At 41.8% G+C, this 16,104-nt stretch carries 13 protein-coding genes; 1 reads left to right on the forward strand and 12 read right to left on the reverse strand.

The window, feature by feature from the left end; translation table 11 throughout:
- Positions 1-17: 17 nt before the first annotated feature.
- Entirely contained in the window at positions 18-380 is a 363-nt protein-coding gene (folB, locus tag DWW23_RS13715) for a dihydroneopterin aldolase (protein ID WP_122353843.1), read from the reverse strand.
- 87 nt (positions 381-467) lie between these two features.
- Here folB and DWW23_RS13720 point away from each other — a divergent pair, with 87 nt between their 5' ends.
- Entirely contained in the window at positions 468-848 is a 381-nt protein-coding gene (locus tag DWW23_RS13720; RefSeq protein WP_122353844.1) for a polymer-forming cytoskeletal protein, read from the forward strand.
- 36 nt (positions 849-884) lie between these two features.
- Here DWW23_RS13720 and DWW23_RS13725 read toward each other — a convergent pair whose 3' ends face one another.
- From DWW23_RS13725 to DWW23_RS13775, 11 genes are all read right to left on the reverse strand, one after another.
- Complete coding sequence (locus tag DWW23_RS13725; protein ID WP_122353845.1) at positions 885-3,578, reverse strand: 4-alpha-glucanotransferase; 2,694 nt, start codon at positions 3,576-3,578, stop codon at positions 885-887.
- 87 nt (positions 3,579-3,665) lie between these two features.
- Complete coding sequence (locus tag DWW23_RS13730) at positions 3,666-6,203, reverse strand: adenosylcobalamin-dependent ribonucleoside-diphosphate reductase (protein WP_122353846.1); 2,538 nt, start codon at positions 6,201-6,203, stop codon at positions 3,666-3,668.
- A gap of 255 nt (positions 6,204-6,458) precedes the next feature.
- The gene (dnaA, locus tag DWW23_RS13735; RefSeq protein ID WP_122353847.1) at positions 6,459-7,856 is read right to left on the reverse strand and encodes a chromosomal replication initiator protein DnaA; all 1,398 of its coding nucleotides are present in this window, start codon (positions 7,854-7,856) and stop codon (positions 6,459-6,461) included.
- Between the two features lie 365 nt (positions 7,857-8,221).
- The gene (locus tag DWW23_RS13740) at positions 8,222-9,106 is read right to left on the reverse strand and encodes an MlaD family protein (protein ID WP_122353848.1); all 885 of its coding nucleotides are present in this window, start codon (positions 9,104-9,106) and stop codon (positions 8,222-8,224) included.
- 23 nt (positions 9,107-9,129) lie between these two features.
- Positions 9,130-10,344, reverse strand: coding sequence for an N-acetylmuramoyl-L-alanine amidase (locus tag DWW23_RS13745; protein ID WP_122353849.1), 1,215 nt, complete (start codon positions 10,342-10,344; stop codon positions 9,130-9,132).
- 239 nt (positions 10,345-10,583) lie between these two features.
- Positions 10,584-11,027, reverse strand: coding sequence for a 50S ribosomal protein L9 (gene rplI, locus DWW23_RS13750; protein WP_075558740.1), 444 nt, complete (start codon positions 11,025-11,027; stop codon positions 10,584-10,586).
- A gap of 21 nt (positions 11,028-11,048) precedes the next feature.
- A complete protein-coding gene (gene rpsR, locus DWW23_RS13755) occupies positions 11,049-11,318 on the reverse strand; it encodes a 30S ribosomal protein S18 (protein ID WP_007654155.1) in 270 nt (89 codons plus the stop codon).
- Between the two features lie 2 nt (positions 11,319-11,320).
- Positions 11,321-11,674 (reverse strand): 30S ribosomal protein S6, encoded by a 354-nt coding sequence (gene rpsF / locus DWW23_RS13760; RefSeq protein WP_122274690.1) that lies wholly within the window; start codon positions 11,672-11,674, stop codon positions 11,321-11,323.
- Between the two features lie 184 nt (positions 11,675-11,858).
- Positions 11,859-12,722, reverse strand: coding sequence for a LamG domain-containing protein (locus DWW23_RS13765; RefSeq protein WP_122353850.1), 864 nt, complete (start codon positions 12,720-12,722; stop codon positions 11,859-11,861).
- 175 nt (positions 12,723-12,897) lie between these two features.
- Positions 12,898-14,406 (reverse strand): sulfatase, encoded by a 1,509-nt coding sequence (locus tag DWW23_RS13770; RefSeq protein ID WP_122353851.1) that lies wholly within the window; start codon positions 14,404-14,406, stop codon positions 12,898-12,900.
- 18 nt (positions 14,407-14,424) lie between these two features.
- Complete coding sequence (locus tag DWW23_RS13775) at positions 14,425-15,645, reverse strand: alkaline phosphatase family protein (protein ID WP_122353852.1); 1,221 nt, start codon at positions 15,643-15,645, stop codon at positions 14,425-14,427.
- Positions 15,646-16,104 lie beyond the last annotated feature (459 nt).

A 16,104-nucleotide genomic window follows, 5' to 3' on the forward strand; every position in this document is an offset into this window, starting at 1 on the left:
AGAAAGTTCTCCAAAAACTAACTGTAGGTCTCTCTAAGAATTACAGAGGCACTGTAAACATCTCCGCCAAAAGGGGGATTCAGTTTGGAGAGTTTCAGTTCGATCATAAGAAGTTGGGGGAACGTTTCCTTTAATGCCGTCAGGATACGTCCGGCAGCATGTTCGATCAGCTTGGATGGAATTGCCATCTCTCTCTTAACAACCTCGTAGACAACGGCATAATTTATCGTATCTTCCAGGGTATCGTCGACTACCGCTTTTTCAAGAGGCGCCGTTAAAACAAGGTTCACCACGAACGTATTACCAACCCGTGTCTCCTGTGGGGCGACACCATGGTAAGCGTAAAATTTCATGGCCTCCAGCTCTATTTGTACTGTCATTTTTCGTTATTTTATCTGTAAAAGTAGATAAAGTAAACCTTTCTGCAAAAAAATAGTCTATATTTGCGATTCAAGCAACAAAGTATCATGATGGGAATAAAACAAAAAGACGAAAACTCTGCTGGTGGCCTACATAACACCCTTGCCACCGGAACAACCGTAAAAGGTAATATTATTACAGAAACCGATTTCAGATTAGACGGCCAGGTAGAAGGCGATATCAGTTGTAACGGCAAGATCGTTGTCGGACCGAAAGGACAAGTTATCGGTAATATTGTCTCTTCCAATGCCGAGATCCTGGGCGAAGTAGAAGGTTCCGTACGTGTCAGTGAAAAATTGGTCCTGAAAGCTACGGCAAATATCAAAGGGGATGTGTTTGCACAGTCGCTCGAAATAGAGCCGAATGCCCGTTTCAACGGAGTTTGTAATATGTCACCCGATACGACAAAGAAAACAAAAGCCCAGTAAATTACTACCGGGCTTTTTTATTGTTATATCCTGTTCTTATTTTCTTCCTGAAGCAGCAACCAATTCTGCAATCTTGTCATTAAACCGATCTTCCGACAACAGTCTTTCCAACGGGATATGCATCCGGTAACGCCAGTAATGATTGGAATTGGCAGGGACATTGATCCGCTCCGATTCAATATCTTTCCTTTTTACCGTATCGTCGATGGCAAACCAATCCTGTAACGGGATAATGGTCAGCATGGAGTTTGTCGCCAGATGATTTGCCACAATACGGGAAGCAATCTCCGATGAACATTCTTCCGGTGCCTGTCCCTCACAATGTAATACATTATTATAATAGCGTTGTATCTTTTCCCGGTCTTCTTTCCACCAGTTCCGGAGTGGCGACATATCATGCGTCGATGTCGTACAAACGGAATGATAAGGCAGATTATGCATATCGGTGAACTCGCTCTGCGGACTCTTGGGCATCCGTTCTATTTCGAGACTAAGGATCTGAAGTTTGTTCATGACATCAGGTACGGAATCAGGTATCATTCCCAAATCCTCACCGCACACCAACATATTGGTACTTCCAACCAATGGCGTCAGGCGCTTAAATGCCTGTGCTTTCCAGAAATCGTTATGACGGTGATAGAAGAAGTCCCAATACAACTGGTCGAATGCATACTTATCGGAAGTATTCAACTCACTGTACATATAAGAATGACTGGCGGAAATACGGGGATGATACTTTTCCTTTTCCTGCGGATCACGCAAAAACAGAACTTCATTGGCTATGGCAAACAAACCGTTCTTTATCCGCAAAGAGACATCATCCGTTTTGCCTGCAAATAGTGCATCGATCTTCCGTTGTGTATCGCAGAACGATTTCAAAACAAAATGATTGGATGAAGACTGGGCCAGATAGGTTCCCTCCACTTCTTCAGCTAAATCGCCAAATAGTTCGGGCAGGAACTTCCGGTTAATATGCGGTGTCGTAAACCGGGTTTCGTTGAATACCATACCATATTGTTCTATCTCGTCCTCGGTAAGAGGTAAAGCCGGATTAAAATGACCGCAAAGCCCCTGGATATAATCCAACGGCACTTCCCATATACGGAAGAAACCTAATATATGGTCGATACGGAAACAATCGAAATAGTCGCTCAACTTACGGAAACGTTTCTTCCACCAGGAGAAATTGTCTTTCTCCATGATATTCCAGTTATAAGTAGGAAATCCCCAGTTCTGTCCGTCCACAGAGAAGTCGTCGGGAGGTGCTCCGGCCTGGCCATTCATATTGAAATACTGCGGCCCCGTCCAGGCATCAATACTGGTCCGGTTCACTCCGATCGGAAGATCACCCTTCAGGACAATACCGTTTTTACGGGCATAGTCGGATGCCGACTTGAATTGTACATGGAGTATATATTGCAGAAAATAATAGAACGATATTTCCGGATATGCTCCGCTATCTTCCGAACATAATTCACGTATCTGAGATTTGTTATAGGTCGCATTCTTATCCCAATTGTTAAAGTCGGATGTTCCATACTTTTCACGCAGATAGCTGTAAGCGGCATAAGGAACCAACCAGGATTGGTTCTGTTCGAAAAACTCCTGATATTCCGGAGTCGACAGAACAGACTGTCCTTCCTGACTGAAGAACTCACGGCAATAAGCCAGCTTATATCCTACTGCAACTTCATAATCTACGAAGTCTTTTGCATTCAGTTCCTCTTGTTTTGCTTTATAGAAAGCGGCACGGCCTGCATCCTTCAATTCTCCCATCTGTGGCAAACAGATATACATCGGATGAAGGGCATACACGGAGATGGCACTATACGGATAAGAATCCATCCAGGTATGACTCATTGTCGTATCATTCATAGGCAATACCTGAATAATACGCTGGCGGGTTTTCTTCGCCCAATCGACCAGCATCCGCAAGTCTCCCAGATCACCGACACCGAACCCTTGTTCGGAACGTAAAGAAAATACGGGGATAACTGTTCCCGCACACCGCCATAAAGGTAAATTATCACGGAAATACAATCCGGAGATCATTACCGTTTCTCCGAAATCCTGTGAAGGTAAGTCGAGCTTCCGGTTCTCATCTTCCTCCCAATATAAAGGTTGATGTTTATCATTGTCATATACCAGGAATTTATATTCCAACGGATAAGTGATGTCATTCGCATCCAGGTCGATGTGCCAGTCGGGGAATGTATCGCAACTAAGTATCAACGCTTTATCCGGATGCCAGTTTCCCAGACATTCCTGATTCCCGGTAATGGCAATACTTTGCGATTTCTCTACACGGGGAGCAGATATCTTAATGGTCAGTTTCTTTCCGCTTTTTACAACTCTTTCATATGTATTACAGGGATGTGCAAACAGGCTTTGGGTAAAAGCCGAAGAGTAAAAGGCCAGATTAGCCGGACGTATCTGCCAGTAATCATATAGCGTATAATGATTGGCATGTCCTTCAAATGTTACCTGATGGTTTTTCTCCCACTCTTCAAATATCTGTTTATCGTTTATACTTAAAAAGTAGCGATATTCAATGGTCTGCTGAGGCGATGTAAGTCCCAGTTCCAGCTCAAGCTGCCAGTTTCCATCCCCTTTGTAGTTCATTTCTTTCGCCAAAGCAGGCTCCCATGAGCCAAGCTCGGGAATAGATCCAACCACACATAACTTCTGACCCCAAACGGTATGGAAGTTTATATTAAAGGTGACTTTCATGTGTATCAAATTTAGTTCCGGAGACGAAGGTATAAAAAATGCGGGGATTTTCCCCGCATTCCTATAAAAATATTTGTAGTGTTACACTTATCCGCACTTTGAAGCTCCGCAGTTTGTACAGATCAGACACCCTTCCTGATAGATAAGGGTTTCCAGACCGCAGTTCGGACATATCTGTCCTTTTACCTCCGTACCGTTCGGCAAATATTTCTTCAAGGCACGTTCAACACCGTTCTTCCAGGTATTGATCGATTCATTATTCAGTTCCATACCCTGAACCAGCTTGATAACCTGGTCGATAGGCATACCGTAACGCAATACTCCGGAGATCAGTTTTGCATAGTTCCAGAACTCAGGATCGAACTTTCCGTCCAGGCCTTCGATGGTCATCTTATAACCACGTTTGTTTTTGAACTGGAAATCATAATGTTTCTTTCCATCTTCATCGTAGCTCTTGATGATTGTTCCCTTAGAAACATTCTTCGGCAACATGATACCTTCATCATCATCTGCAAGTCCGGTAAAGATCTCATATGGACGACCGTTCAGCAAACCAACGAAAGCAATCCACTTCTCACGATTATTCTGAAATTTAACCACATCGGCTTCCAGTTCACGCGGACGTGTTGAAACGATCACCGGCGGTTCCATACAGTTGCAATCGTCTTTCTTCTTCTTTTCGGTTGCCAGCAATACACCGGAGCGTGAACCGTCACGATAAACCGTACAGCCTTTACAGCCGCACTTCCATGCTTCAACATACAGAGAATCTACCAATTCTTCCGACACGTCAGCCGGCAAGTTGATGGTTACACTGATAGAATGGTCCACCCATTTCTGGATACGTCCCTGCATACGGACTTTCTGCAACCAGTCCACATCATTCGATGTAGCTTTATAGTACGGTGATTTAGCGACCAGTTCATCAATTTCTTCCTGTGTATATTTCTTAGTAACGGAATAACCGTTGGCCTGCATCCAGGTAACAAACTTATGATGGAATACTACATATTCTTCAAATGCGTCTCCTGTCTCATCCACAAAATCGACACGGGCTTCCGCATCATTCGGATTTACCTTACGACGGCGTCTATATACCGGCAGGAATACTGGTTCGATACCGGAAGTTGTCTGTGTCATCAAACTGGTCGTACCAGTCGGAGCAATCGTCAGACAGGCAATGTTACGACGACCGTATTTCAGCATATCGGCATACAGTTCCGGATCAGCCTCACGCAGACGGTTTATGAACGGATTTTTCTCTTCACGTTTTGAATCGTAAATTTCGAAAGCTCCACGCTCTTTCGCCATCATTACCGATGAACGGTAAGCTGCCAAAGCTAAGGTTTTCTGGATCTTCTCTGCACATTCCGTAGCCTCTTCCGTTCCGTAACGCAGACCTAAAGCGGCAATCATATCGCCCTCAGCTGTGATACCCACACCTGTACGACGTCCCTGCAATGTCTTCTTCTGGATCTTTTCCCACAAATGACGTTCAGTTTCCTTCACTTCCATCGATTCCGGATCAGAGTCGATCTTTTCCAGTATCTTTTCGATCTTTTCAGATTCCAGATCGATAATGTCATCCATAATACGTTGTGCCAGTTCTACATGCTTTTTAAACAGGTCATAGTCAAAATAAGCATCTTTTGTAAACGGATTCACCACATAAGAATAAAGATTGATAGCCAGCAAACGGCAGCTATCATACGGACAAAGAGGTATTTCACCACAAGGGTTTGTAGAAACCGTACGGAAACCAAGATCTGCATACGAATCCGGAACTGATTCACGAAGAATAGTATCCCAGAATAAGACCCCAGGTTCAGCAGACTTCCATGCGTTATGGATGATTTTCTTCCACAAAGCCGGTGCGTCAATTTCTTTCACCGTTGTCGGATCATTCGAATCGACCGGGTATTGTTGTTTATACGGACTGCCGCTAACCACAGCATTCATAAAATCATCATCAATCTTGACAGATACATTTGCACCTGTTACTTTGCCTTCTGTCATTTTGGCATCGATGAAAGACTCCGAGTCCGGATGTTTGATCGATACACTTAACATTAACGCACCGCGACGTCCGTCCTGTGCCACCTCACGTGTCGAATTGGAATAACGTTCCATAAACGGCACCAATCCTGTCGATGTCAATGCTGAATTCTTTACAGGAGAGCCTTTCGGACGGATATGAGACAAGTCATGTCCTACACCTCCACGGCGCTTCATTAACTGAACCTGTTCTTCATCGATACGGATAATTGCGCCATATGAGTCTGCTTCTCCATCCAATCCTATAACAAAACAATTAGAGAGTGAGGCAATCTGGTAATCATTGCCAATTCCCGTCATTGGACTTCCCTGAGGAACGATGTAACGGAAATGATCAAATAGGTCATAAAGTTCCTGTTCCGATAACGGATTAGGATACTTTTTCTCGACACGAGCAATTTCATTAGCTAACCTATGATGCATATCTACGGGAGATTCCTCATAAATATTCCCGAATGCATCCTTCAAGGCATACTTGTTTACCCATACTTTAGCGGCAAGCTCGTCGCCTGTAAAGTACTCCAGTGAAGCTTTAAATGCTTCATCGAATGTGTAAGTTTTATGGTTCACGATAAATACTGTATTAATAATAGTGCAAGTTTAAGAATACTTTATTTATTGACCAAATTATTCAACAACTAAAATCGAAACGAATTCAAGGTTTTCCATTTCTCTTTATACACCATATGATTATCAACAAAATAACTTTTCACACCATCGAAAATATTTTCCAAAAAGAAAACATCGACACATTCAATGTTTTCCAAAACAGAAAAGGATGCTATAAAAATAACATCCTTTTTAATCTTTATATGTAGAGATTTATTAGCCTCTCAACTTCACTTCGATCTCTTCTACTGAAGAACGGAAAGATTTACTCGTTTCCATCTGATCTTTGATCGTTTTACAAGCATGCAGTACAGTTGCATGGTCTTTCTTTCCGACAATCTTACCGATGTGAGAGAATGAACAATCCGTATATTTTTTGGCAAGATACATCGTTATCTGGCGAGCCTGTACTATTTCGCGTTTTCTGGAACGGGTCTGAATAACCGCCTGGTCCAAATTGAAGTAATTACAAACTATCTCCTGGATCATCTGAACAGAAAGCTGCTTCTTTTCCAAGCGAACAGCCTGACTAACGACACGCTTAGTCAAAGGCAGATCTATTTCCTTATTATTGATAACAGCATTTGCCATCAACGAAACAAGAATTCCTTCCAGGTCACGAACATTTTCCGTTACATTATTTGCAATGAAGTTAAATACCTCATCCGGTATAACGATACCATCATGGTTGATCTTATTCTTCAGGATTTTCTTTCTAAGATCCAGGTCCGGACGACTTAACTCAGCAGTAAGTCCCCATTTCAGACGGGTGATCAATCTCTCTTCCATACCCTGCAGGTCGACAGGAGCCTTATCCGAAGTAAGGATTAACTGCTTACCTAACTGATGGAGGTGATTGAATATATGAAAGAATGTATTCTGAGTCTTATCCATACCGATCAATTCCTGGATATCATCCAGCAACAACACGTCGATATTCTGATAAAAATTCAAGAAGTCATTCGTCGTATTTTTACGGATCGCGTCAGTAAACTGTACACGAAACAAGTGGGAAGAAACATATAACACCTTCTTTTCCGGATGGAGTTCGCGGATACGGGTTCCTATAGCATGACACAAATGTGTCTTCCCAACGCCAGACGGTCCAAAAATGAACAGCGGATTAAATGTTGTTTTTCCGGGATTCTGAGCAACGGCTTCACCAGCTGTACGCACCAACTTATTACTGGTTCCTTCAAAATAGTTATCAAAGTTATACTTGGGATTCAATTGAGGATCTAAATCCTGCGGTGCAGTTTGAATAAATGGATTAGGAGCCTTATTTGCATCTTTGGGAGTTATTTTCTTTACTGCTACTGAACCATTTTCTGCCGGATAATCCACCGTACCACCAGTTGTCTTATCTACCATCACACGGTAGTTAAGTATTGTACCCTGACCAATCACACGATACAATGTAACTTTCAGTACATTGACGTATTTCTCTTCAAGATATTCATAAAAGAACTGGCTTGGCACCTGGATCGTGAACTTATTATCCTCGTAGGATAACGGGACGATCGGCATGAACCATGTGTTAAAAGCGGCCTCCGGCACGATGTCTTTTATGACAGCGAGGCATTTATTCCACAATGTCTGATATTCAGTTTGCATGATTTATTACTCTCCCAACTATACTTTTTTATTTTTCCGACTACAAAGTTTAGAAATTAATTCGTAAAAAAAAAGTGCCGAATTATTTGGTTCTTTTGAATGTTTAATATCCCATTTACTTTCAAGCAGTTATAAAAACAAAACTGATTTACAGTCACTTAGATACTTATCTATTCACGAAGCCTTTATTTTGGGGCACTTTTATTAACTACGCTATCCCACTGTTTTCCATGCAAAAGGACCTATAGAGTAAGTTACTTTCCTCTATCTAAAGGCCTTATGCATGCCTACAATTATGTTTATATATATTTTTCCTTAATTGGAAAATTTCTAAATAAGATTAGACTCTTTAATCATCTTTTTGGTCAAAAAACAGAAAAATGAACATATCTTTTCGGATTCTGCTTCAGATCCAGCAACAACCTGGAAGCATTCAGCATCGTACTATCCAAATTATTATATAAACTCCTGTCATTCAACAATAAGCCCAGTGTATTATCCTTCTGATTCAGCTTGTTTGTAGTTAGTTGCAGGTTCGCCAAAGTTGCATTGATCGAATTGACCGTGGTGGCCAAATCCAGCTCCTTTAATCCGGAACTCACTTCATTAAAATTACCGGTTATTACTTTCAGGTCAGAAACGATACCCGGAACATCTTTACTCAGCAAACTATTCAGTTGGCGGGTGGAAACCTCCAGGTTCCCTGTGGTCTTCGCAATATGATCCAGGGACTGAGATATTGCCGGATGATTGATCAAGGCCTGTAAGCCGCCCAATATCGAATCCAGCTTAGGCAAAAGCACTTCTACCCCCGGCAAGATCTTTTCCTGTACGGCCTGCATCATATCCTCCTCCATGCGCCCCTCGATTGTAGCACCTGGTTTCAAATAGTCTTGTACATATTTATTCAGATGAATATGAAGCTCTCCACCACTTAAAAGCGTCTTTATAATAGTTATATAACTCCCTGAAGTCAACCGCATCTCATCATCAAGGCTGATCTCAACCGTTATTTTATCAGTATTTTCATAATCATAAACAATACTTCTCACCAACCCCACTTTAAAACCGTCAATGAAAACAGGACTAGAGACTGTTACATCTTTTACATTATGAAATGTGACAAAATAATGATTTACCGGTTTAAATAAATTTATACCTTTCAGATAATTAATCCCGAAATAAAGCAATGCCAGACTGACTATACTCACAAGTCCGATCTTTGCCTCTTTGGTCAATATACTTTTCATCCCTTTAAATTATATGTTTCTCTTTAATATTTCACCTTTTTGCCATCTTTAAAAGCTACGATAAACGCATCTTTAAAATCTTTAGCTACCTGCCTGCGCAACTTCCTGATCGAATCAAAATCAGTCGTTTCACCACAAGTATATTTATAGATTCCTTTCTCCACGAAGTAATCCACATTCTTATATCCTTTAAACACTTTTGCCCCCGAAGAAAGTTTTTTATCCGAGGTAAGAATTTGCACTTTATAGACAATTTTACCTGTTGTGACTGATTTTGTTCTCGCAGCGGTAGTTGTACTCTGCCTTTTTTGTGAAGAGACGGAAGACTTCTTCTTTCTATTTAGAATATCCTGTTCGCTACCGGGTGCTACCCCTTCTTCTACTTGCTCATCTGCAAAATAAGAAGTTTCTACCGATGTCGTTACGCTTCCGGAAGAAGAATTTCCTCCCGATACTCCTCCTTGCTTTCGGTCATATTCTTTTTTATATCGAGTAAATGCATCGAACAAAGCATTTGCCAGTTTAATTTGTCCATCTGATGATTTCATAAAATGTTCCTCATCGCGATTCGAAATATATCCCAGTTCTACCAATACACTCGGCATACTCGTTTTCCTTAAAACCAAAAAGCCAGCCTGTCTTACCCCTCTGTCAGCCCGCTTAGCAGACACAAAACACTTTTGTATCTCCGAGGCAAAGCCTATACTTTGTTCCATATGCTTATTTTGCATAAACTCAAAGATAATATAGGATTCAGAAGAATTCGGATCAAAGCCTTCATACTTTTGTTCATAGTTATCCTCCAGTAAAATAGCCGAATTCTCACGCATAGCCACCGCCAGATTTTCATCAGTACGAGCCAAACCCAACGTATATGTTTCCGTTCCCCGAGCTGTACTACCCTTTTTAACTGAATTTGTATGGATAGAAATAAAAAGATCCGCCTTATTCCGATTCGCGATATTTGCACGTTCATCCAACTCAATAAAGCGATCAGTCTTGCGGGTATAAATAACTTTTACATCATCGTGGCTCGCAGATATCTTATCTCCCAGTTTCAAAGCTACCGAAAGATTGATTTCTTTTTCATTGATAACCGTACCTCTCGCTCCCGGGTCCTTTCCGCCATGACCAGCATCAATCACGACAGTAAACGTTTTCTCCCTCGCCTGAAGTACAGGCTGGGTCAAAAACAAGACCATCAGCAGATTAATACATAGAAAAGATATCCTAGCCATTTTACAGTATTTTTATGCAAATTCGGGGCAAATGTAGTATTTTTTTGCTGATTAAGCGAAGTCTTTTTCTATAAATAATTGGTCGTCTCTTGTTTACAACAAAGAGAATCCAATATTAGAAAACAGATTTAGCCCAATAACATGAAAACAACAAATCGGTTTTATAAAAAGAAGTGACGGAAAATAAAAAAGGGCAAATCCCGAAGGACTGCCCTTTTCACTTTATATCGTTTACTGAATTATTCAGAAACCACTTCGAAAGGAATTTCAACAGAAACTTCTTTGTGAAGTTTAAGAATAGCTTTGTAGCTACCAACTTCCTTAACAGCTTCTTTGATATAGATAATCTTACGTTCTACTTCGAAACCAGCCTTTGCCAAAGCTTCAGCAACCTGGATATTTGTAACAGAACCGAAGATTGTACCTGTTGAACTGGTCTTTGCACCGATAGTCAATGCAACGCCTTCCAACTTAGCAGCCAATGCCTGAGCATCTTCTTTGATCTTAGCCAATTTGTGAGCACGTTGTCTCAGGTTTTCAGCTAATACTTTCTTAGCAGACTCAGAAGCGATTACTGCCTTACCCTGGGGGATTAGAAAGTTACGTCCGTAACCGTCTTTTACTGTTACGATATCGTCTTTGTAACCTAAGTTGATTACGTCTTCTTTCAAAATAACTTGCATATTCTGTCTCCTCTCTTTTTATTATTTCATTAAATCGGTTACGTAAGGAAGCAACGCCAAGTGACGAGCTCTTTTTACAGCCTGAGCGATACGACGCTGGAACTTCAAAGATGTACCAGTGATACGACGCGGAAGAATTTTACCCTGTTCGTTCAGGAATTTCTTCAGGAATTCAGGATCTTTGTAATCGATATACTTGATACCGTTCTTTTTGAAACGGCAATATTTTTTTTTCTTAACGTCTACTGAAGGCGGAGTTAAATATCTGATTTCTGATTGAGTTGCTGCCATGATTAATTCTCCTTTACTGTTTCTTTAGATGATTTCAGATTTCTTCTCTTAGCTGCATATTCTGCTGCATATTTGTCCTGGCGGAAAGTCAGGAAGCGGATCACACGTTCGTCACGACGGAAGTTAACTTCCAAAGTAGCGATAGTTTCCGGATTTGCCTTGAATTCAACCAGCTGATAGAAGCCTGTTGTTTTCTTGTCGATAGGATAAGCTAATTTGCGCAATCCCCAATTTTCTTCGTTCACGATTTCTGCGCCTTCTGCTTTCAGGAGGTTCGTGAATTTTTCTACCGCTTCCTTCATCTGTGCGTCAGACAAAACGGGAGTCAAAATGAAAACGGTTTCGTAATTGTTCATAAAACGCTGTTTTATTTTTGTTAATACTTAAAATTTGCGGTGCAAAGGTAAGGAGAATTATTTACACCACAAATACTTCGATTCTTTTTCTTAGTATTTTATCTAAAAAAGCAAGAATCGTTTTATTCTGAATATAGATTCAGAGAGAATAACTCATAAGAGGTTTTACTTCAGTTAGATATTTCTATAGAGTTTCATCCGAAATCTGTTTTATTTCAGTGTCGCTTAATGCCCTGTCAAAAACAGCTATACCTCCAATCTGTCCTTTAAAGAAATTCCCCATACCCGAATGTAAAGAGACAGCACCGACTGTAAAATCAGAACCATTGTCACCTATTCCATCTGGATATTCATAAGGATTCTTCGATTGTATCAACCCGTCCGGATATCCTTCAAAGCCAGTTGTATTGTCAATCAGCTCCGGTTCGCGTTCCTCAAACCGGCCATTCAGATACGAACGAATATACCGGCCATCATAAGTAAAAGCGACACAAGACCATTTATTAGCAGGAACGACTTGCTTACTTGACGAATAATCCAAAGAGTAAGGAAATGGAGGTGTAGCCCCTCCTGTTTTTGAAATATGTCCGCAAACCTGATTCGCACCATTATAACAAGGAAGAGAAACAAACAAACCATATTGCCGCTTCCCTCCATCATCATATTCATTCCACATACCGGCAACAAAACCCGTCTTTTCTCCTGCCCATTTCACCCAGGCAACCACAGTTACAGCATTTGTTTTAACATTCAACGCACCGGTTTGTCCGTAAGGGATAGACAAATAGGAAGAACCATCCAGGTAAATAGAACGTCCGGATAAAGGACCTTCTTCCACACGATCTATTTTTCCGGGGTATTCCGTTAACTCAAACCGGTCTTTTCCTCCGGTAGAAACAAAACTTTCCTCTTTTTCAGAGAAATCCCACAAAGCAACCAGCCCGTCATATTTCTTTACTCGCTCGACAGAATCTGTTTTACATTGTATGCTAAGAGCTGAAAACAAGCAAGCACACATCAAAATTAAAGAAAAAAACACCTTTTTCATATAGAACTAGAGATAAAACGAGAGGAGGCCATTACAAGCCCCGCTCTCTTATTTAACATTAATACTTCGGATTTTTATCTTAAATAAATAAACACCTTATCCACATCGCTTACCAAGCCAGGGCCATAGACAGAAACAGATTTCTCCACGTTAAACGGATACTCATCTATATAGATTAGAAGAATGGTTTCAACACATTCCCTTCCGCATCTTCCGGATAAAGCGCCCCTTCTGCTTCAAGCTGGGCACTCATGGCTTTCACCATCGCTTTTACCCGGTTGCCGTCACGAAGGGAGAGATCAAGCGATTCACCCGGGTCGTTCTTCAGGTTGTATAGACGGTAACGGGGTTCGGCCGGCCTTTCAGGATTATAGTAGTAAATCAGCTTCCAGTCGCCATCGATATAGGTGGTGAAATAACTTCCACGATGTTCGTGAGGAAAATGCATCAATACTTTCTCCGAGCGGGTAGCGTTCTTTTTCCCATCAAACTGAACACGCAAGTCCACACCATCGATCGTGTGTCCTTTCGGATTGTCAACTCCGGCAAGAGACAGAACGGTCGGAAACAGATCCATGACCGTACCCAGTTGCTGCTGGATCGCGCCTGCTTCTATCGGTAATTTCTTTTGATTTGGATTTTGTGCATCCAGCTTTCCCCAGCAAGCAATGAACGGGACACGGACACCGCCCTCATATTCCGTTCCTTTCTTTCCCCGTAAAGGAGCAGAAGAGGTATATCCTTTATCATCACCGAGAGGAGCGTCGGAACCATTGTCTCCCAGGAACATGATCAAGGTATTTTCTGCTATACCTAGTTCTTCCAGATGATCCATAATATCGCCCAGCGATTTATCCATACCTTCTATTAAAGTTGCGAAATCGGCTGCCACCTTCGGCTTTCCCGTATAACCGTAATGAGCGGCAAAGCGCTTGTCGGCTTCAAACGGACCGTGAACAGCGTAATGAGACATATATAAGAAGAAAGGTTTCTCCTCTCCCACCGCCTTATTGATCTGTTCGTTAGCCTCCAGAGTTAAAGCCTCGCTCAGAAAGACATCCGTACCGTGATATTTCTCCAGTCCCGGCACGGCACGGCTTTTATTCCCTTTTATATTTCCGTAGCCATTCTCACCATAGTAACTACCCGGCTGCCCGATCGAAGAGCCTGCGATATTTACGTCGAAGCCGATATTCTGCGGATTTTCACCTTCACTGCTCTGGCATCCGAAATGAGCCTTACCGACATGGATCGTCTTATATCCGGCATCGTGTAGGACACGGGGCAAAGTAACATCGCTCTTCGACAGGCCTTCCCAGTTCCATTCTTCGGGTCCGAAAGGGGTTTTGTTATTACTTTCGGAGTTGATCCAGTTGGTTGTTCTGTGCCGGGTCGAGTTTTGTCCGGTCATAATAGAGGCACGCGACGGAGAACTTACACTCTGTGCATAAAAAGTAGAGAAACGGATTCCCTGACGGGCCATGCGCTCCATGTTAGGTGTCTGATACCAATCGTTCAACGGATAACGGACCGGATTCCCCTCTGCATCCGTAAGGAAAGGCAAAGAGGTATCCATCAATCCCATATCATCTACAAGAAAAACGATTATATTCGGACGTTCCTGCGCAATCATCGGCTGTCCGGCCAAAAGCAATAAACTCGATACACATAAAGTTTTCTTCATAATACTTATATTATATTTCTATTTCAGTAACCAGCGGTTTAAATGATTTCCGGGAGACAGCACAACGAACTTATAGAATTTCGAAGACGGCAATGTTTGCAGATCGACTGTATATTCCGTCGCTCCGGCAGGAAGCTCTGCGACTTTTATCCACTCGTCTTTCCCTCCCTCCTTGAATTTATTGTCGGCTGCGGCATAAACCGTAACGGGGACATTTCCCGAATAAGATTTCCAGGAGAGTTCCACCATATTATCATAAGGTAAAGTCTGCAAATCGTAAATATCCGTTTTACCGATGAACGGCATGCCATCCTGTTCCCAAAGGACTGCCTGCGGCACCTCGAATCCCATGTAACGACAGATAGAAGGGGCAATATCCGTGATCGCCAGACCGCCCGCCTTGAAATGGTTGTTTACCGGAACGTTGGTCGAAATCCAGGTAGTACGTTCGCGCTCGGATTGCCCTCCGTGTCCGTGACCATTCTCGCCACGACCATGGTCGGTCGTTACTATGATCATCCACTCTTCATCAAAATTAGCTTCACGATATTTGACAGCTTCCCAAATACGAGCAACCTGGTCGTCAGCCTTCCGAACATATTCATCGAAGAAAGTTCCGTTTCCGGCAATATGTCCCGCGTCGTCGGTATACCACAGATAAACCCAACTCAGATCAGGGGCATCTTTACGAATTCCTTCGGCGGCATCCTTCGAAATTTGTTCGTCTATATCGAAAATATGTAAATCTTTTTCCTTCTTCGGGAAGCGGATTGTATCGAGATCGTAACCGTCCTTTACATAATCTATTTTCAAATGGTTTGTTTCCTTCTTTCCTTCCCCGATCAAGACGGTACGGTTGTCTGTCCAGCTGGAATAAATGGCTGTTTTGTAATCTTTGGGTTGTTCTTTGGCTATCCGGAAGATAGTCCAGTAGTTATAATTGGGTTTCAGGTCGGAGTTACCCCCTACGTTATGTTTATTAAACCAGGTAGCCGTCAGCAGATTGGTATAACCGATGGCTGAGATCGTTGCTGTCTGTGAATATCCGCCTATCTCACCTCCGGTGTAAGCCCTCGCATAAGCTCCTCTGGAAGCAATATCGAATATGGCCGGCGTATGAAGCCGCTCGATCTGGTCGGCAGGAACTCCGTCAATGATTATATACACAGCTTTCTTTGTTTTTGCAAACAAACTGGTGCAACACAGGCTAACCAGCAACAAATAATAAATACGTCTCATAACTATCTCCCCTTTATGATTATAAATGAAGTCCTAAAAGTACACATTTCTTTTATTTAATGAAATAAAGAGCATGACTAATCATATTAATCGAAAAACAATGCCTATCTAATATGCTTTAAAGCTCAAAAAAAACGGAATTTAAATAGTTTATACTATCTACAACATCTACAATCATGTCATAGACTCCTTGTAAGCAAGCATCTTATACAGTGGTTGAGATGATAATATATCTACAATATTTATTTGTTATCTACCACTTTATATGCCATTCTGCTTTTCAATAGAGAAAGGGATAAGGACGAATAAAAAGTTTCTATAGGAGGAAACTAAAGTTTCTTGCCTGGGAAACTTTAGTTTCGTACTGAATAAACAAAAGTTTTCCAGGCAGAAAAACAAACAAATCTGTAGTTTAACGATTTTAGTTGACTACTTTCTGTCCAATCTATAAAAAGGGTT

This window comes from Parabacteroides sp. AF14-59 (assembly GCF_003479515.1).
GTDB lineage: Bacteria > Bacteroidota > Bacteroidia > Bacteroidales > Tannerellaceae > Parabacteroides > Parabacteroides faecis.